18 protein-coding genes are annotated in these 17,237 nt (G+C 36.5%); 12 read left to right on the forward strand and 6 right to left on the reverse strand.

The window, feature by feature from the left end; genetic code table 11:
- Positions 1–189: 189 nt before the first annotated feature.
- The 5 genes from ACK4R1_RS11680 to ACK4R1_RS11700 all read left to right on the forward strand — a co-directional run bounded on the left by ACK4R1_RS11680 (position 190) and on the right by ACK4R1_RS11700 (position 2,780).
- Positions 190–735: a hypothetical protein gene (locus ACK4R1_RS11680; protein ID WP_409687054.1), complete on the forward strand. Its 546-nt coding sequence runs from the start codon at positions 190–192 to the stop codon at positions 733–735.
- A 93-nt stretch (positions 736–828) separates the two neighbouring features.
- Positions 829–1,473 carry an intradiol ring-cleavage dioxygenase gene (locus tag ACK4R1_RS11685; protein ID WP_409687057.1) on the forward strand — a complete coding sequence of 215 codons (645 nt, stop codon included), beginning with the start codon at positions 829–831 and terminating at the stop codon, positions 1,471–1,473.
- A 161-nt stretch (positions 1,474–1,634) separates the two neighbouring features.
- On the forward strand, positions 1,635–2,171 hold the full coding sequence (locus tag ACK4R1_RS11690) for a DUF2975 domain-containing protein (protein ID WP_409687059.1): 537 nt from the start codon (positions 1,635–1,637) through the stop codon (positions 2,169–2,171).
- A 3-nt stretch (positions 2,172–2,174) separates the two neighbouring features.
- Positions 2,175–2,378, forward strand: a complete 204-nt coding sequence (locus ACK4R1_RS11695; RefSeq protein WP_409687062.1) for a helix-turn-helix domain-containing protein — start codon at positions 2,175–2,177, stop codon at positions 2,376–2,378.
- A gap of 36 nt (positions 2,379–2,414) precedes the next feature.
- A complete protein-coding gene (locus tag ACK4R1_RS11700; RefSeq protein WP_409687065.1) occupies positions 2,415–2,780 on the forward strand; it encodes a glyoxalase in 366 nt (121 codons plus the stop codon).
- A gap of 1 nt (position 2,781) precedes the next feature.
- Here ACK4R1_RS11700 and ACK4R1_RS11705 read toward each other — a convergent pair whose 3' ends face one another.
- On the reverse strand, positions 2,782–3,510 hold the full coding sequence (locus ACK4R1_RS11705; protein ID WP_409687067.1) for a biotin--[acetyl-CoA-carboxylase] ligase: 729 nt from the start codon (positions 3,508–3,510) through the stop codon (positions 2,782–2,784).
- A gap of 92 nt (positions 3,511–3,602) precedes the next feature.
- On the opposite strand from ACK4R1_RS11705, the gene rsfS reads away from it, so the two are divergent.
- The 7 genes from rsfS to ACK4R1_RS11740 all read left to right on the forward strand — a co-directional run bounded on the left by rsfS (position 3,603) and on the right by ACK4R1_RS11740 (position 9,171).
- Positions 3,603–3,974: a ribosome silencing factor gene (gene rsfS / locus ACK4R1_RS11710; RefSeq protein WP_121314521.1), complete on the forward strand. Its 372-nt coding sequence runs from the start codon at positions 3,603–3,605 to the stop codon at positions 3,972–3,974.
- A 19-nt stretch (positions 3,975–3,993) separates the two neighbouring features.
- Positions 3,994–5,928, forward strand: a complete 1,935-nt coding sequence (gene ftsH / locus ACK4R1_RS11715) for an ATP-dependent zinc metalloprotease FtsH (RefSeq protein ID WP_409687070.1) — start codon at positions 3,994–3,996, stop codon at positions 5,926–5,928.
- A gap of 114 nt (positions 5,929–6,042) precedes the next feature.
- The gene (locus ACK4R1_RS11720) at positions 6,043–6,648 is read left to right on the forward strand and encodes a lactate utilization protein B/C (RefSeq protein ID WP_409687073.1); all 606 of its coding nucleotides are present in this window, start codon (positions 6,043–6,045) and stop codon (positions 6,646–6,648) included.
- Between the two features lies 1 nt (position 6,649).
- A complete protein-coding gene (locus ACK4R1_RS11725; protein WP_409687076.1) occupies positions 6,650–7,462 on the forward strand; it encodes a phosphatidate cytidylyltransferase in 813 nt (270 codons plus the stop codon).
- The gene (locus tag ACK4R1_RS11730; protein WP_409687079.1) at positions 7,452–8,102 is read left to right on the forward strand and encodes a phosphatidylserine decarboxylase family protein; all 651 of its coding nucleotides are present in this window, start codon (positions 7,452–7,454) and stop codon (positions 8,100–8,102) included. The genes ACK4R1_RS11725 and ACK4R1_RS11730 overlap by 11 nt, the downstream gene beginning before the upstream one ends.
- A 12-nt stretch (positions 8,103–8,114) precedes the next feature.
- The gene (locus tag ACK4R1_RS11735) at positions 8,115–8,390 is read left to right on the forward strand and encodes an acyl-CoA-binding protein (protein WP_409687082.1); all 276 of its coding nucleotides are present in this window, start codon (positions 8,115–8,117) and stop codon (positions 8,388–8,390) included.
- Between the two features lie 4 nt (positions 8,391–8,394).
- A complete protein-coding gene (locus ACK4R1_RS11740) occupies positions 8,395–9,171 on the forward strand; it encodes a superoxide dismutase (RefSeq protein WP_409687084.1) in 777 nt (258 codons plus the stop codon).
- 38 nt (positions 9,172–9,209) lie between these two features.
- Here ACK4R1_RS11740 and ACK4R1_RS11745 read toward each other — a convergent pair whose 3' ends face one another.
- The 5 genes from ACK4R1_RS11745 to ACK4R1_RS11765 all read right to left on the reverse strand — a co-directional run bounded on the left by ACK4R1_RS11745 (position 9,210) and on the right by ACK4R1_RS11765 (position 17,235).
- Positions 9,210–11,249, reverse strand: coding sequence for a M13 family metallopeptidase (locus tag ACK4R1_RS11745; protein ID WP_409687087.1), 2,040 nt, complete (start codon positions 11,247–11,249; stop codon positions 9,210–9,212).
- A 109-nt stretch (positions 11,250–11,358) separates the two neighbouring features.
- Entirely contained in the window at positions 11,359–11,544 is a 186-nt protein-coding gene (locus ACK4R1_RS11750) for a DUF2892 domain-containing protein (RefSeq protein ID WP_409687090.1), read from the reverse strand.
- Between the two features lie 17 nt (positions 11,545–11,561).
- A complete protein-coding gene (locus ACK4R1_RS11755) occupies positions 11,562–14,753 on the reverse strand; it encodes an efflux RND transporter permease subunit (protein ID WP_409687093.1) in 3,192 nt (1,063 codons plus the stop codon).
- Positions 14,754–14,799: 46 nt separating this feature from the next.
- Positions 14,800–15,885 (reverse strand): efflux RND transporter periplasmic adaptor subunit, encoded by a 1,086-nt coding sequence (locus ACK4R1_RS11760; protein WP_409687096.1) that lies wholly within the window; start codon positions 15,883–15,885, stop codon positions 14,800–14,802.
- A 42-nt stretch (positions 15,886–15,927) separates the two neighbouring features.
- A complete protein-coding gene (locus ACK4R1_RS11765; RefSeq protein ID WP_409687099.1) occupies positions 15,928–17,235 on the reverse strand; it encodes a TolC family protein in 1,308 nt (435 codons plus the stop codon).
- Positions 17,236–17,237: the final 2 nt, after the last annotated feature.

Consider the following 17,237-nt stretch of genomic DNA (forward strand, 5'->3'; position numbering starts at 1 on the left):
GAGAATTAATTATTTAAGATTATGGTTGGATAATTAGTTAACTTAAGATTATAAAAAGCCACTATAATTCTAAATCAAAAATTAGCAACTCTATTTCATAACTAAACTTTACGATTATGAGAGTTTTTTTTTTTAATCCTTCTTTTAGCAACGCAATCATGTGCCACAAAAAAGTATACTAAAAAGCAATTGCTTCCTGAGGGAATTAAATCCGCAACCGAAGAAGTCTATTTAACTGCAGATAATCACAAAAAACTTTTGCAAAAAAAAGAAATGATTTTCACCAGAAATGGTCGTATCAAATACTCTAAGACGATTGATTCCTCGGGTAATCTAATACAAGAAACTAAAAAAAAGCTATGGTTTGTGGTGGAATTATATCCAGATAAAGAACCTTACTATTGTAAAACACGTTGGAAACCTAAACAACGTGAACGTATCAGTTGCTACACTAAAAAACAATACAAGCAAAATGAAGCCATTTACTATTATAATACCGATGGAACGATTGATAAAATAGTAGATCATTTTAAAACTTTTTACACAGAATATTTTTATTATGCCAATAAAGAGCTGTATAAAATTATTATTAAAGACAAAAATGATAAACTTGTTGATGAAATTTCAATAAACTGTGTGAGAAAAGATGAAAATGGAGCTTGTCTAAAAGAGATTAGAATTTCAAATAAAACCAACAAAAAAAGAGAGATAGTCTTAACTCCAAAATATCATTAATTATTGCAGAGATTTCAATAATGCATTAAATTAGCAATACCATTAAACATAATTAAAACAAATGATTAGTTTAATTTTGAACAAAATAAAAACATGAAACCTATCGGCATCTTCGCATCCATTCTCCTAATAACACTTCTAATCAGTTGTACTCAGAGGACTCGCAATTCAGATTTAGTAACTCAAAAAGAAATTCTCGTAGGTGGCGGTTGTGACGGTTGTGAAATTATGTATAATGGCATGCCTAAAGACCTAAAAAGTATTGATACCAGCGATGGTTGGCAAGAAAAAGGTCAAAAGTTAGTGATAGAAGGAACCGTTTTCAAACAGGATGGTAAAACCATAGCACCCAATGTGGTTATTTATTATTGGCAAACAGACAATGCCGGTTTGTACTCTAAAACCAAAAATGAAAAAACTATTCACGGGCATTTGCGCGGTTGGTTAAAAAGTGATGCCAATGGTAAGTATAAAATCTACACAGTTCGTCCGGCGTCTTATCCTAACAGTTCGATTCCGGCGCATGTTCATTTTGCTATCAAAGAACCTAACCTCAATGAATATTATATTGAAGATTTGTTATTTGAAGACGATTCGCTTTTAACTAAAACTGAGCATCAAAAATTAGAGCAACGAGGAGGTAATGGTATAGCCAAAACGGATAAGGTAAATGATATACAATATGCAAGACGCGATATTGTTTTGGGACAAAACATTCCGAACTATCCTAAACCATAGAAAATAGTACAATTCTATTTTATACTCGAACTCATCTTAAAGCCCACTAACATTAACAAAAATGATTTACGACAAATATTTGTTAAATAAAAATCTATATTTATTGTTTATCAATAATTATTTATTGTATATTTGCTCTATCAATTTAAAATTTAACAATCATGTCAAAAACAAACAACATTATATTTTGGGGCTTGTATATTGTGGCTTGGCTAATTTTTGTGGGCTTGTCCATTGAAGCTGGAGGTTTAATCGTAAACTTCGTTTTCAGTTTGTATAACCCTGAATTTGTACAAAATCTTTATCAAAAGTTAGACTTAATTCAAATGTACAAAGACAGTAAGTTAGCTTTTTTTGGAGTGTATAGCTTCATTCTAATCATTTCTATTTTAAAAGCCTCCTTATTTTACATAGTGGTCAAACTGATGCACAAAATGGATTTGTCAAAACCATTCAACACTTTTGTGTCCAAACAAATTTTACAAATGAGTTATTTTACTCTTTTCATAGGCCTGTTAAGTTACATTGGCCAACAATTAGTCAAAAGTTTAAAGCATTACGGTTTTGTTCCCGACAACTTGAGTCAATTTTGGGCAGACAGTCAAGCCTTTATTTTAATGGGCGCTGTGATTTATATTATTGCGGTTATTTTTAAAAAAGGAGTTGATATTCAAAATGAAAACGATTTAACTGTTTAACCTATGCCAATAATTGTAAACCTAGACGTGATGATGGCCAAAAGAAAGATGTCTTTAAACGAGCTTTCCGAAAAAGTCGATTTGACCCTATCAAATCTTTCCATCCTAAAAACAGGCAAGGCCAAAGCCATACGTTTCAGTACGCTTGAAGCAATTTGCAAAGCCTTAGATTGTCAACCCGGTGATATCCTCGAATTCAAAGAGTAAATATTTGTATTTTTGAAACCAATAGACAATTAAAAAATGAACCACAAAGCTGTATCCATTAGACCTTTTATTGGGTCAAAAGACTATAATGTCTCTCGAAGTTTTTACCGTGACTTAGGTTTTGAAGAAGTAGTTATATCACATAACCTGTGTTTGTTCAAAACCGAGCAATTGGGTTTTTATCTGCAAGATGCTTATGTCAAAGATTGGATAGACAACACCATGGTTTTTATGGAAGTTGATAATGTTAAAAGGTTTTATAACGAACTTTTAGCTTTAGAATTACCTTTAAAATATAAAGATGCCAAAGTAACAGCTATCAGAAATTTAGATTGGGGAAGCGAATGTTTCCTGCATGATCCATCGGGAATTTTGTGGCATTTTGGCGAGTTTGTAAAATAAACTAATACAACAACTTTACCTCTTTTAATTCATAATACTCAACTGAATCATCATTTAAAAGCACTGCCAACTTCCCGTCACGTGTCACACATTTGATAATACCCATAAATCGGTCGCCATTGGGAAATTCAAAAGCCGAAGGTTTATCTTTTTTAAACAACAAATTGTTGTAATGTGCCCAAGCTTCATCGGTTCTTTCAGGAAATAATATTAAATGTAATTTCAATGATTTGATAAAACTTAGTGCCATCTCCTCTAAATCATATGTTTTATTCGTGATGTTAGTCAATGAATTTGCCTGTGGTAAATGCTCAAAGTCAGTTTGATTTAAATTCAGTCCAAAACCTACTACCGAAGTAAAACTGCCATCAGCTTTCAAAGAATTCTCTATAAGTATGCCACCAACTTTTTTATTATCTGCCATAATGTCGTTGGGCCATTTGACATTTACTTTCACTATGCCATTCATAGTCAAAACACCAATTGCCGCTAAAGCCACTGCAACATTAAAATCATAAATTGAAATCATTTCCTGCGGAACATCTTTAACCAAAACACTGATAGTTAGATTTTTACCGGACTCACTCACCCATTCGGAACCCATTTGACCTCTGCCTTTAGTTTGTTCCAAAGCCATAACAGCAGTATAGTTTTCCAACCACTTTTCTTTGGCCAATTGCTTTAAATAGTCATTGGTTGAATCTATGGCATCGAGTTTGATTATAGGCATGATAGAAATAAAATTGGTGGTAATTTTAAACTTTTGTTAAGCAAAAATAAGCACAAAAAGTAATACCTTTGCCAAATACACATAAATACTAGATGACGAAAAAAGCAATAAACACTGATGTACTCTTAGCGAGTATCATTAAAGGCATTGAAGAAGTAAAAGGAAATGATATTGAAATTCTCGATTTAAGAGCTATAGACACCGCAGTTTGTGATTATTTTATCATTTGCAACGGTAACTCCAATACCCAAGTTAACGCGATTGTTAACTCTATCCAAAAATTAGTTTCTAAAGAATTAAAAGACAAACCATGGCACGTAGAAGGTACGGACAATGGCGAGTGGGTTTTAATGGATTATGTTGACATTGTGGTACACGTATTCCAAAAACAAATCCGTGAATTCTACAATATCGAAGGATTATGGGGCGATGCCCAAATTACTACCATTCCAAGTAACTATTAAAAAATTGCGCTAAACATATATGGCAACGGAAAAGAAACCCAATAATTTTAAAGTAAGTCCATGGTGGATTTACGCTGGATTAATTATCATTTTCTTCGGATTAAACTACATAGGCGGTTCCGGATTTCAAGATACTGCTAAAATTTCTTCCTCTAAGTTTAATGAATACTTAGACAAAGGACAAATCGAAAAAGTGGTTGTTTTCAACAAGACCGAAGGAGAAGCTTACTTAACAGCTGCAGCTTTAAAAGACAAAGCTCACGCCAAAGTTTCAAAGGACATGCTCGATAATGCCAACAAAGGACCACACTATTCTTTTGAGATTGGTAATGACGAGGTATTCCAAAACAAAATCGAAAAAGCCAAACAAGACGGCAAAATCAAAGACTACGATTTTAAACCAAAAAGTAATTGGTCTGAGATATTCATCAGCTTATTGCCTATCATCATTATCATCGGAATTTGGATTTTAATCATGCGCAGAATGTCTGGTGGTGGTGCAGGTGGTGGCGGAGGTCAAATCTTCAACATCGGAAAATCAAGAGCCAAATTATTCGACGAGAAAACCGATTTAAAAACCACTTTCAAAGATGTAGCCGGATTAGAAGGTGCCAAAGAAGAGATACAAGAAATCGTGGAATTCCTAAGAAACCCTGATAAATACACTACACTTGGAGGTAAAATTCCAAAAGGAGCTTTATTAGTTGGTCCTCCGGGAACCGGAAAAACCCTTTTGGCGAAAGCCGTAGCAGGCGAAGCCAAAGTGCCTTTCTTCTCATTATCAGGTTCTGATTTTGTGGAAATGTTTGTTGGTGTCGGCGCTTCTCGTGTGAGAGATTTATTCAAACAAGCCAAAGACAAAGCACCGGCCATTATCTTTATCGATGAGATTGATGCGGTTGGTCGTGCTCGTGGCAAAAATAATTTCTCCGGCTCTAATGACGAACGCGAAAATACCTTAAACCAGTTATTGACTGAGATGGACGGTTTCGGAACAAATACACACGTAATCGTATTAGCAGCAACCAATAGAGCGGATGTTTTAGACAAAGCTTTATTGCGTGCCGGACGTTTTGACCGTCAAATTTATGTTGATTTACCGGACGTTAGAGAACGTAAAGAAATCTTTGAAGTTCACTTAAAACCTTTGAAAAAAGTAGAAGGTTTGGACATAGAATTTTTAGCCAAACAAACCCCGGGATTCTCAGGAGCCGATATTGCAAACGTTTGTAATGAAGCGGCATTAATTGCGGCCAGAAATAACAAAACAGCCGTAGATAAACAGGATTTCTTAGACGCTGTTGACAGAATTGTTGGTGGATTAGAAAAGAAAAACAAAATTGTTACACCGGATGAGAAACGTGCGATTGCTGTGCATGAAGCCGGTCATGCAACAGTAAGTTGGATGCTCGAACACGCAGCGCCATTAGTGAAAGTTACTATTGTACCACGTGGACAAAGTTTAGGTGCTGCCTGGTACTTACCGGAAGAACGCTTAATTGTTCGACCTGAGCAAATGCTTGATGAAATGTGTGCCACTATGGGTGGCCGTGCGGCTGAAAAAGTAATGTTCAACAAAATCTCCACCGGAGCTTTAAGCGATTTGGAAAAAGTAACCAAACAAGCACGAGCAATGGTTACAATTTACGGATTAAATGAAAAATTAGGGAATATCACTTATTATGATTCTTCGGGACAAAGTGAGTATAATTTCTCCAAACCATATTCTGAAGAAACGGCTTTGGTTATCGATAAAGAAATTTCAAATCTAATCGAAACCGAATACCAAAGAGCGATTCAGATTTTGCAAGACAATAAAGAAAAACTACAGCAATTGGCCGATATACTGATTGAAAAAGAAGTAATTTTCAAAGACGATTTGGAAACCATTTTCGGCAAAAGACCCTACGACAATCACAGTGATGAAACTGTAGCGGATGCCGTAATCGAATAACATTTACAGTTTTTTAACATTTTTTTAAAATCTTAATTCAAAACATACTTTTGAATTAAGATTTTTTTATCTTTGAGGGATTTCAATCACAAAACCCGATTATACCAAACCAGCATGAGTCTTTTCAGAAAAATTTTTGGCACAGGTAATGATGCCTCTGACGAAGAAAGTCAAAGCGAATTTAACAATACTCCTTCCAGCTTTTCACTACTTCCCGTAGATGAGAAGTTTACTTATAATTTCAAAAAAAATGGCGGTAAGTTTTTGTATTGCGAAAACTTGAATGAAGTAAAAGACCAATTCCTCAACATCTTAGAAGAAAATGATTGGTTCGAATGTGAAGCCCTTTGTTACGAACCAAAATTGTTTAGCATGTTGGACGAAAACAAATTGCATTACGACAAACCGGCTAACCCTATTTTTTTGTTTGCCAGCTGTGAAAACCTGATTGCTGATGAAGGTTCAGTGTTATTTTCCTCTAACCAAATCAAGCAGAACAAGCCCAACGATTTACCCAACAATATTATCATATTAGCCACGACGAGTCAGATTTTGGAAACCAAAAGTGACGGATTGCGTGTGATTAAAAAGAAATATGATAAAGATTATCCAACCAATATCACTACCATCAAATATTTCGAAAAAGCTAAAGACGAAGATTTCCTGCAATACGGAAGCACAGCCAAGAATTTATACCTCTTGCTTTTAGAAGATTTATAGCATGACTACTACCGTAACAAGAGCTTTGTCTGGCGCAGTTTACGTACTGTTGCTTATCGGCGCGACTTTATATTCACAATATAGTTTTTTGTTATTGTTTGGTTTGTTATTGCTTTTTTCTGTTGTGGAATTTTGTAAATTGGTTTCGCTAAAACCGATTATCCCACTACTCATAGCCACCGTTGGCTATATCCTTTTCAATCTAAACAATACTATAAAAACTAACGAAATTTTGTTGTTGATTGCGGCATTATTGGTTTCCATCCGTTCGCTATTATTTCTGTTTGAAAAGAAAGATCGATTTTTGGACACACAGGCTAAATACGTTTTCCTCATTGGCTATCTCATCATCCCAATTATCATTTTCACCAAAATTCCTTTCATCAATAACCAATATTTTCCCGAAATCATCATTAGTATTTTGGTAATCATTTGGGCCAATGATACTTTTGCATACTTAGTTGGCATAACGATGGGAAAGAACAAACTCTTCGAGAGAATTTCTCCTAAAAAAACCATTGAAGGCTTTGTTGGCGGTGTAGTTTTTGCAATCGTGGCCGGAATTTTATTAGCTGAATTTTACATCGATAAACCAGATGAAACAATCATAAAATGGATTATCATCGCTATGATTGTTAGTGCTTTTGGCACTTTAGGAGATTTAATAGAATCGAAATTTAAAAGAATTGCAGGCGTCAAAGACAGCGGAAACATCATGCCCGGACATGGTGGTTTTCTAGATCGCTTGGATAGTATTATATTTGTAGCACCATTTGTTTATTTGTTTTACCAAATTATTTATTATGTTTCATAAAGAAGGTTATAAAATCATTTTCATTGCAATAGTAAGCTTTATCGCTGCATTATTATTAGCAGATAAGTTTATCTCTCTAGCTTGGCTTAGAATTGCCATTCAATTGGTTTTTGTCTTCCTTTTTGTTATGATTTTACAATTTTTCAGAAACCCAAACCGAAAGATAGTGCCGAACGACAATTACTTTTTGGCACCGGTTGATGGAAAAGTGGTGGTAATTGAAGAAGTATTTGAAGACGAATATTTCAAAGACAAAAGATTACAAGTTTCGATTTTTATGTCGCCTATTAACGTTCACGTTACACGTTATGGTGCTTCAGGAAAAATCAAATTCAGCAAATACCATCCGGGAAAATATTTGGTGGCTTGGCATCCGAAAGCAAGCACCGAAAATGAACGAACTACGGTAGTGATTGAAACCAAAGAATTTGGTGAAGTTTTATACAGACAAATTGCAGGCGCTTTGGCCCGACGAATTGTAAACTATGCCGAAGAAGGACAACAAGTCGTTCAAGGTGATGATGCCGGATTCATTAAATTTGGTTCCAGAGTCGATATTTATTTCCCGCTAGGCACCAAAGTGGATGTTGCTTTAAAACAAAATGCTGTAGGTAACCAAACGGTTATCGCTTCAAAATAATAGTCTCAAAATATGTCTGAAAAAGAATTAGAAGTTCGATTTCTGGAAGCTGTTGAACACGCTTCTAAAATGACACAGTCATCGTTGCCGCAAGATGTGCAGTTGCGGTTGTATGCCTATTATAAACAAGCCACTTTCGGCACCATTGAATATAACAATTCCTCTACTTTTGATTTGAGAAATGCTTTTAAAACCAATGCTTGGATGCAAATTAGTCATCTCTCCGCTGAAGAAGCTAAAGAATTATATATCGAAGCCATCAATGCCATTGTAAACGAAAAAAAATAAAACTATGAAAAGGATTTTTATTATCGCTTTATGTTTTTCTTTTACATTTCTATTACCTTCCTGTAACAAAAAAAAACTAACCGAAGTCGTTGAAGTACCTTTGCCCTCAGCTGAAGAAAAAATCACTATCGGACAACCTGATGATGTCAGTGCCGATGAAGGTCAATTTGCTTTAGCCAAATTACCTTATGAATACAATGCCTTGATGCCTAGTATAGATATTCTAACTATGGAAGTACATTATTCCAAACATTATTTAACGTACACCAACAATTTGAACAAATTGGTCGCTGCTGATCCATTGTTAGTTGATTTGGCTATTGAAGATATTTTGAAAAAATTAGACCTCAACAATGCCGACCTGCGTAACAATGCCGGTGGTTACTACAATCACACCTTATTCTTCGAAAGCTTGACTCCAAAATCTGAAGGACAACCCAAAGATACTTTGGCTAGCATTATCAACCGTGATTTTGGTTCGTTTGAAGTGTTTAAGAATCAGTTTTCAGATGTTGCTGAAAAACAATTTGGCTCAGGTTGGGCATGGTTAGTGGTTGACAAAACCGGAAAGTTAATAGTAACAAGCACACCGAATCAAGATAACCCATTGATGCCTAAGCAAGCTATTGTTGGAAAACCTATTTTATGTTTGGACGTTTGGGAACACGCTTATTATTTAGATTACCGTTACAAACGCAAAAAATATATTGATGCGTTCTTTAAAGTAATTAATTGGAAAAAAGTTTCCGAACGGTATTTGGAAGCCACTGCTACGAAATAAAAAAATCCCTAATCAGATGATTAGGGATTTTCATTTTTTTACCAAATCACCACTTTCAAATTATCCGGTCTTCGCATTTTGCTTCCGGGCTGGATATTGAAAGCTTTATGAAAATCAGGATTGTTTTCCAAAGGTCCGTTGATTCTGTATTTTGCCGGTGCATGAACATCGGTTAATAATTGTTGCGCCAATGATTCCGGTTTGATATTAACCATCCATGCGTAACCATACGCTAGGAAAAAACGTTGTTCAGGTGTAAAACCGCTAATTTTCTCCTTGTTTTTGTATTGTTTCGATTTCTTGAAAGCTTCAAATCCCATGACAAGTCCGCCCAAATCAGCTATATTTTCACCTTGAGTAGCATCGCCGTTTAAAAATTTACCCGGTAACGCCTCGTACTTACTGAATTGTTCAACAATTAATTTGGTTTTTGCTTTAAACTTTTGCAAATCTTCCGCTGTCCACCAATTGTTCAAATTACCTTTTTCATCATATTGGCTACCTTGATCATCAAATCCGTGAGTAATTTCGTGACCGAAAGTGGAACCACCGATAATACCATATAAAACAGCATCATCAGGCATTCTACCTTCAAAACCGGGAACTAAGATATTACATGCCGGAACACAAATTTCATTATTACTTGGATTGTAATAAGCATTATAGGTTTGTGGATACATGCCCCATTCGGTTCTGTCTACCGGTTTACCGTATTTGGAAATCATATCATTGATAGACCATTTGTTGGTTGCCATCACATTGGCTAAAAATGTACCTCTATTAATATTAACACTACTCAGGTCTTTCCATTTGTCGGGATAACCTACTTTCATCACGATTTTACTTAATTTGAATAAAGCTTTTTTCTTGGTTTCTTCACTCATCCAATCTAAAGTTTTAATACGTTCTGCATAAACGTCACGAATATTATTTCCGATTTCCAATAGTTTTTCTTTGGAACCTTTTGGCAAATAATCCTTTACATAAACCTGCCCTATCAATTCGCCCAAAGAACCATCGGTTTGTTCAACTATTCTTTTCCAACGTGGTTTTTGTTCTTTTACACCACTCATTACGGTTGAGTAGAAATAGAAGTTTTGCTTTTCAATGGCATTATTCAAATAAGAGGCATAAGAATTTACTAAATCCCATTCCAAATAAGTTTTCCAATCTTCAACAGAATAAGTCTTAACCATTTGGTCTAAAGCTTTATAAAACTCGGGTTGACCCACAATAACAGTATCGGCATTTTTGATTCCGATAGCAGCTGTCATTTGTTGCCAATTGATATTTGGTGTAGCGCTGTTGATTTGAGCGATGCTCATTTTATTGTAGTTCTTAATAGGATCACGAAGTGCTTCTAACTTACGAGAGTTTTGTGCCAATTCGGTTTCCAATTTCATGATAACAGCAGCATTGGTTTTGGCTACATCGGATGACTTTCCAATCAATTGTCCCATTTTCTGCAAATGTTTCACATATTCGGCACGGATATTTACAGTTTCCTTATCAGTATTGAAATAGTAATCGCGATTGCCTAATCCTAATCCGCCTTGACCTAAGAAAATGGCATACTTTGCACTGTTCTTATCGTCTTGACCAACATACAATGAAAACGCCGGATTGGCGCCAATAGTATGTAAGTAAGCAATCGTATTTAATAATGAAGGCACATCATTAATCGCTTTGATCCTGTTTAAATCGGCTTTTAAAGGAGACAATCCTAATTTTTCTATTTGCAAAGTATCCATACCGGAAGCATAGAAATCACCTATTTTTTGTTCGTTACTCCCTTTGGTCGCGTCAGTCATTTCTGCTGATTTTTCACAAATTTGTTTGATTTGAGAATTGATGGTGTCGCCTATCGTTCTGAAAATACCGTTACTTCTTTCGCTATCCGGAATTGGATTTCGTTTAAACCATCCGCCATTAGCATACAAAAAAAAGTCATCGCCGGGATTCACTGTGGTATCTCTATTGGTTAACAAAGGATCGACAAAATCGGCTTCTTTTTGATTACAGCTCAACAACAAAGTGGCTGAAAATAATCCTACTGTTAGTTTGGTTAGTAATTTCATAGTATCGTTTTTAAATGGCTATTGGACTTTATTTTGACTAAAATGTTACCAAATGTAATGCATTTGTTAAAATGAAACATAAAAAAACCACCCGAAGGTGGCTGAATACTTAATCTTTTACGCCCAATTTGGTCAATATATCCTCCATCAAACACCATTTGGTGATAGAAGATTGCAGCAAATTGACACCGACAAAAGCAGTAAACCACAACCAATTTTGGTTGACGTAAATCGCCAATAGTAAACTGATTAAGATAAATGTTCCGGCTACAGCTCTGACTATTCTATTTTTCATAATATTGTATTTTAAAATTAATTTTCCCATTTTTTTCTTTCGGTGATGTAATAAATCAAAGGCACTACAATTAGTGTTAGTAATGTCGAAACAATAGCTCCAAATACTAACGAAATCGCTAATCCTTGGAATATCGGGTCGAATAAAATAATCGATGCTCCAATAACCACAGCTCCGGTCGTTAATAAAATTGGAGTGGTTCTAACGGCTCCGGCTTCAATGATAGCCTGTTTTAATGGAATACCATCATTCAATCGAATCTCGATAAAGTCGATGAGCAAGACCGAATTTCGTACCATTACTCCGGCTAAAGCAATCATACCGATAAAGGATGTCGCAGTGAAAAATGCGCCCAACAACCAGTGTCCCAAAACAATTCCGACTAACGAAAGTGGAATCGCCATCATCATCACCATTGGTGTTTTGAAATTCTGGAACCAACCTACAATCAACATGTAAATAATGACAATTACGATTAAGAAAGCAGCGCCCAAATCGCGAAACACTTCCAAAGTGATTTGCCACTCGCCATCCCATTTTACCGTAAAATCACTTTCATCAGATGGTTGTTCCATGTAGAGTTCATTGACTTTATAGCCTTTAGGCAATTCCATTTTTTGGAGTTTTTCATTCATCCCTAAAATTGCATATACCGGACTTTCCAATTCTCCGGCCATATCAGCCGTTACATAAACGACGCGTTTTTGGTCTTTGCGGTAAATGGTTTTTTGCAAAGTATCTTTAACCACTTTCACCAAATCACTCACCGGAACTACATTGCCACGATTGCCTTTGATTTTTAGACTTTGAATGTCTTGCAAACTCGTTTTATCTTTATCATCTAATGACAAAACAATACCAACATTGTCATTGGAATTTTCATCGTATAAATTTGAAACCGGATATTCTTTTAGTAAATAGGTCAAATTACCTACCACTTGTTGTGGCGCGATTCCGTTGAGCATGGCTTTTTCTTTATCGACTTCCAAACGGTATTCGGTTTGGTTGTCTTCGGTCATCCAATCTACATCAACAATGTCAGTGGTGTTTTCTAAAATAGATTTGACTTGGTTGGCGACTTTAATCTGCTCATTGTAATCCGGACCGTAAATTTCAGCTACCAAAGTTGACAATACCGGCGGTCCCGGCGGAACCTCGATGATTTTTACATTAGCATTGTATTTTTTTGCAATCTTTTGGATTTCGGGACGCACGATTTTGGCGATGTCATGACTCTGTAAATCGCGCTCTTCTTTGTGCAACAAATTCACTTGAATATCCGCCATATTACTGCCGCCACGCATATCATAATGACGTACCAAACCGTTAAACGTAATTGGTGCCGATGTACCGATGTAGTTTTGGTAATTCACCACTTCAGGAACTGTAGATAGGTATTGTGCAATTTCTTGAGTTACTGCAGCGGTTCTTTCTAGTGTTGTTCCTTCCGGCATGTCGATTACGACTTGGAATTCGTTTTTATTGTCGAATGGCAACATCTTCACAGCAACCGATTTGGTAAAGAACATCAATACCGAACCTAAAAGCAACAATACGGTAATCCCTAACATCAAACGGCGTTTTTTAGAACTATCCAAGAAAGGACGTTCCATTTTGCTGTATACTTTGTAAATCCAAGACGTTTCTAATCCTTGTTCGGCTTTCTGCTCTTGTTCTTCTTTTTCGTGTAATAAATGATAGCCCAAATATGGCGTTACCGTTAAGGCTACAAACAACGATAATAACATCGCAATCGAAGCGCCAATCGGCATCGGACTCATATAAGGCCCCATCATTCCGGATACAAACGCCATCGGCAAAATCGCTGCAATTACTGTGAACGTGGCTAAAATGGTTGGATTTCCGACTTCGTTAATCGCATAAATCGCGGCTTGTTTGAACGGTAGTCGCTTCATTTTAAAGTGACGGTGCATGTTTTCAGCGATGATGATACTGTCGTCTACCACAATGCCCACTACGAAAACCAAGGCGAATAAAGTGATACGATTTAACGTATAGCCTAACATATAGTACGCGAATAAAGTCAACGCAAACGTCAATGGTACTGAAAAGAACACCACCAAACCACCGCGCCAGCCCATGGCTAACATCACTAAAATGGTTACGGCGATAATCGCGATTCCTAAGTGTAACAATAACTCGCCTACTTTATCTGAAGCCGTTTCTCCGTAATTACGGGTTACTTCTACATGGACATCATCAGTGATAATGGTTTGTTTTAAATGCTCGACTTTCTCCAAAATCTTTTCCGAAATTTTCATCGCATCAGCACCTTTTACTTTACCGATAGAAATCGTTACGGCCGGATATTCCGAATTGTTTTTAGCGAATTTTTCATTGGCTTTACCATAACCAAAAGACACATAACTTCTAGGTGTTGACGGTCCATCTTGCACTGAAGCGACTTGTTTTAAATACACCGGCAAATTGGCATTGACGCCAACCACCAAGTTTTCAATATCTTCTGAAGATTTCAAAAATTCTCCTGTAGTTACCAAATATTCTCTATCAGCCGAAACAAAACTGCCCGATTGCGAGCTGCCATTGTTGGCTTGAATCATTTGCATAATGCTTAACGCATCCACGCCATTTTCGGCCATTTTATCTTTGTCTAACACCACTTTCACCTCGCGGTTTCTGCCGCCGATTTCTTTGGTGATGGCTACATCTTTGACTTTCTCTATTTCCGAAGTGACTTCTTCCGCAATTTGACGGATTTCAAAATCGTTTAATTTTTCGCTCCACAAGGTTAATCCCAACATCGGAACATCGTCGATTGAACGGGTTTTCACCATCGGTTTGTAAACGCCTTGCGGAAACATATTCTCGTGTTTGGCCAACTCGTCGTATAATTTAACATAGGAGCGTTCTACATCTTGCCCAACATAAAACTGAACAATCAACATCGCTTGACCGTTCATCGCCATACTGTGCACGTGTTCTACGCCTTTGATATTGGACAAAATTTTCTCCAATGGTTTGACTACGCGACTTTCGACTTCACTCGGACTCGCACCAGGATAACCCACCATTACGTCGGCCATCGGCACATTGATTTGTGGTTCTTCTTCTCTTGGAATCAGAAACGAACTGTATACGCCTATGATCATTAATCCTACCATTAACAGTATCGTTAACTTCGAATTGATGAAAAAATGGGCGATTTTACCTGATATACCTTCTTGCATTTTTTTTGAATTTGAAAATGTGATGATTTGAAAATTTGAAAATGAGTTAGTTCAATTTCACTTTTGCTCCGTTGAACAATTTACCTTCAGCAGAAACGATGTATTGTTCCTCAGCCGATAATCCTGACAACACTTCTACTTGATTTCCGAAGGATTTTCCGATGCGTAACCATCTTAAAATGGCTTTGTTACCGTTGCCGATGGTATAAATTCCGGTGAGTTGGCCTTGTTTTACTAAGGCGCTTTCGGGCACTAAAACTTTATCGGTTTTGGTAGTGGTTTGCGTTTTATTGGCCACAGGAAATTGAACATTGACAAACATTCCGGACAATATCGCTTTATCCAATTGGTTTAAACTGACTTTAACCAAATACTGTCCGCCCGTATTTTTAGCCGAACTGCTCACTTCAATGACTTTTCCGGCTACTTCTTTGTTGATGGATTTTACCAAAACTTTTACCGTCATTCCGTTTTGAATGTTTAAAATATCACTTTCTGAAACCATAGCGGTTACTTGCAATCTCGAAACGCCTTCAATACTCACCAACGGCATTCCGGGATTGGCCATATCGCCTTCTTTGACAAAAGTATTGGTCACTTCACCCGAAAACGGCGCGCTTATATTACTGTAATTGAATTGTGCTAAAACTTCGTTTCGCATTTGTTTAGCCGCTTCCAATCCGGCTTTGGTCATTTCGTAACGCGAAGTCATATCATCTAGTTCTTTTTGAGACGCGCTTTGTTGGTTGAACAAGGCCGTGAATCTTTCGTAGTCTTTTTTGGCATTATTAAAAGCAGCGGTTGCTTGTAAAATCGAAGCGTCTGCTTGGGCTTTTTTGGCTTGTAAATCGGTGTTGTTGATGCTGACCAATAATTGTCCGGCGCTAACTTTTTGTCCGACTTTCACATGCATTTTGGTTACAAAACCCATCATTCTTGTACTGACATTGGCACTGTTTTCGGCTTCAATTTTGCCACTGGCCGTTACGAAAGCACCGTTGCTTTGTGCAGTCATTCCGCTTACTTTTACTGGAATAGCTGTTGCATTATCTGTTATTGCTTTTCGGTCTTTTCCACAAGAAAAGAATAAGAAAGTCGATAGCAATAGCGTGGTTATTATTTTATTGTTCATGTTGTTCTGTTTTATAATTGTCTTAATACTTAAATCTTAATACTATTGGGTCAAAAACTGTAAATACTGTTTGGTGAAATTGTACTCAAAAACCGCTTGCAAATGCTCTAATTCTTTTTGAATCATTTGGGTTTCTGCGGTCAATAAATCGGTCGTTTTTTCTAAACCTTGGGTGAAACGATTTTGGCGAATGCGATAGGCTTCTTGCGATTGTTCGAAAGCTAATTGTGACAGACTTACTTTGTTCTCGACATCTTTTAGTTGGCGATTGGTTTTGTTCAGTTCCAACTGGCTTTGCTTTTTGTATTGTTCGGTTTCGATGGTGGCTTTTTGGAAATCGGCTTTGGCTTTGTCGTACTTTCCAATAGATTTGTAACCGTCGAAAACATTCCAAGACAATTGTGCTCCGACCAAATATCCTTTGGCTGCGGTACCTAAAAACTGGCTATCATACAATTCATAACTTCCGAAAGCGTTTAATCTTGGCAAAAAATTCATTTTGCTCATGACCATCATTTTTTGATAAGCTTCCGAGGATTTTTGCATCGCTTGAATGTCTTTTCTATTCTCGGATAATTGGTTGTTTATCGCTTCTACTTGAATGGTATTTTCCAGTTCTTCTGAAGGTTTAAAGGTTTTGCCTTGCGTATCTTCATTGAGTAAAAAAGCCAAATAATCCGAGGCATTCTGAACGTTACTTTTAGCGTATTGCAATTGATTTGAAATATCGTTTACTCGAACTTGAACATTTAATACATCCGTTTTTTGTAACAAACCTTGTTTGAAATAATTATCAACCAATTTCAAATTGGCTTTAGCTGTGGTTTCCGCTTTCGTCAAAACAGTAACCGCTTTGTAAGCCAATTGTAATTGCATATACGCTTTGGATACTTCTAATTCTAAATATTCCTGAGTGCGTTGTGTTTGCAGTTGAAAAGCTTCCATTTTGGCTTTAGCGGCTTGTCTGCCGTAAATACCGTCAACATTAAGTAACGGTTGTTGGATTTCGATTTTAGTGGCAAAGTTTTGCGTGGCTTTCGGGTCATTCAACAAAGTCGGATTGAAATCGGATTGGGTTAGAATTTCCTGATTTAATTTGGAACCAAAAGCCATCAACGGATTGGTGGTTGAGATTCCGGTGTAGGACATAGTAACATTGGGCAAAAAGAGTGCGTTGGATTGGCGGTAATCCGCTTTAGCTGATTGGTAGTTTTGATCAGCGATTTTGATTTGCAGATTTTTTTCAGTTATTTTTTGTTTCAAATCGCTTTTAGAAATGGACAACGTATCTTGACTGAATCCTAAAATTGATAAAAATAAAAATCCTGTGGTTACTAATTGCTTGTTCATAT

It is taken from the genome of Flavobacterium sp., assembly GCF_046293665.1.
Taxonomy (GTDB): domain Bacteria; phylum Bacteroidota; class Bacteroidia; order Flavobacteriales; family Flavobacteriaceae; genus Flavobacterium.

What these genes read in the sequence shown, in the direction of transcription:
- ACK4R1_RS11685 (WP_409687057.1), top strand. Translation starts at nt 829, where the DNA reads ATGAAACCTATCGGCATCTTCGCATCCATTCTCCTAATAACACTTCTA.
- ACK4R1_RS11690 (WP_409687059.1), top strand. Translation starts at nt 1,635, where the DNA reads ATGTCAAAAACAAACAACATTATATTTTGGGGCTTGTATATTGTGGCT.
- ACK4R1_RS11695 (WP_409687062.1), top strand. Translation starts at nt 2,175, where the DNA reads ATGCCAATAATTGTAAACCTAGACGTGATGATGGCCAAAAGAAAGATG.
- ACK4R1_RS11700 (WP_409687065.1), top strand. Translation starts at nt 2,415, where the DNA reads ATGAACCACAAAGCTGTATCCATTAGACCTTTTATTGGGTCAAAAGAC.
- ACK4R1_RS11705 (WP_409687067.1), bottom strand. Translation starts at nt 3,510, where the DNA reads ATGCCTATAATCAAACTCGATGCCATAGATTCAACCAATGACTATTTA.
- rsfS (WP_121314521.1), top strand. Translation starts at nt 3,603, where the DNA reads ATGACGAAAAAAGCAATAAACACTGATGTACTCTTAGCGAGTATCATT.
- ftsH (WP_409687070.1), top strand. Translation starts at nt 3,994, where the DNA reads ATGGCAACGGAAAAGAAACCCAATAATTTTAAAGTAAGTCCATGGTGG.
- ACK4R1_RS11720 (WP_409687073.1), top strand. Translation starts at nt 6,043, where the DNA reads ATGAGTCTTTTCAGAAAAATTTTTGGCACAGGTAATGATGCCTCTGAC.
- ACK4R1_RS11725 (WP_409687076.1), top strand. Translation starts at nt 6,650, where the DNA reads ATGACTACTACCGTAACAAGAGCTTTGTCTGGCGCAGTTTACGTACTG.
- ACK4R1_RS11730 (WP_409687079.1), top strand. Translation starts at nt 7,452, where the DNA reads ATGTTTCATAAAGAAGGTTATAAAATCATTTTCATTGCAATAGTAAGC.
- ACK4R1_RS11735 (WP_409687082.1), top strand. Translation starts at nt 8,115, where the DNA reads ATGTCTGAAAAAGAATTAGAAGTTCGATTTCTGGAAGCTGTTGAACAC.
- ACK4R1_RS11740 (WP_409687084.1), top strand. Translation starts at nt 8,395, where the DNA reads ATGAAAAGGATTTTTATTATCGCTTTATGTTTTTCTTTTACATTTCTA.
- ACK4R1_RS11745 (WP_409687087.1), bottom strand. Translation starts at nt 11,249, where the DNA reads ATGAAATTACTAACCAAACTAACAGTAGGATTATTTTCAGCCACTTTG.
- ACK4R1_RS11750 (WP_409687090.1), bottom strand. Translation starts at nt 11,544, where the DNA reads ATGAAAAATAGAATAGTCAGAGCTGTAGCCGGAACATTTATCTTAATC.
- ACK4R1_RS11755 (WP_409687093.1), bottom strand. Translation starts at nt 14,753, where the DNA reads ATGCAAGAAGGTATATCAGGTAAAATCGCCCATTTTTTCATCAATTCG.
- ACK4R1_RS11760 (WP_409687096.1), bottom strand. Translation starts at nt 15,885, where the DNA reads ATGAACAATAAAATAATAACCACGCTATTGCTATCGACTTTCTTATTC.
- ACK4R1_RS11765 (WP_409687099.1), bottom strand. Translation starts at nt 17,235, where the DNA reads ATGAACAAGCAATTAGTAACCACAGGATTTTTATTTTTATCAATTTTA.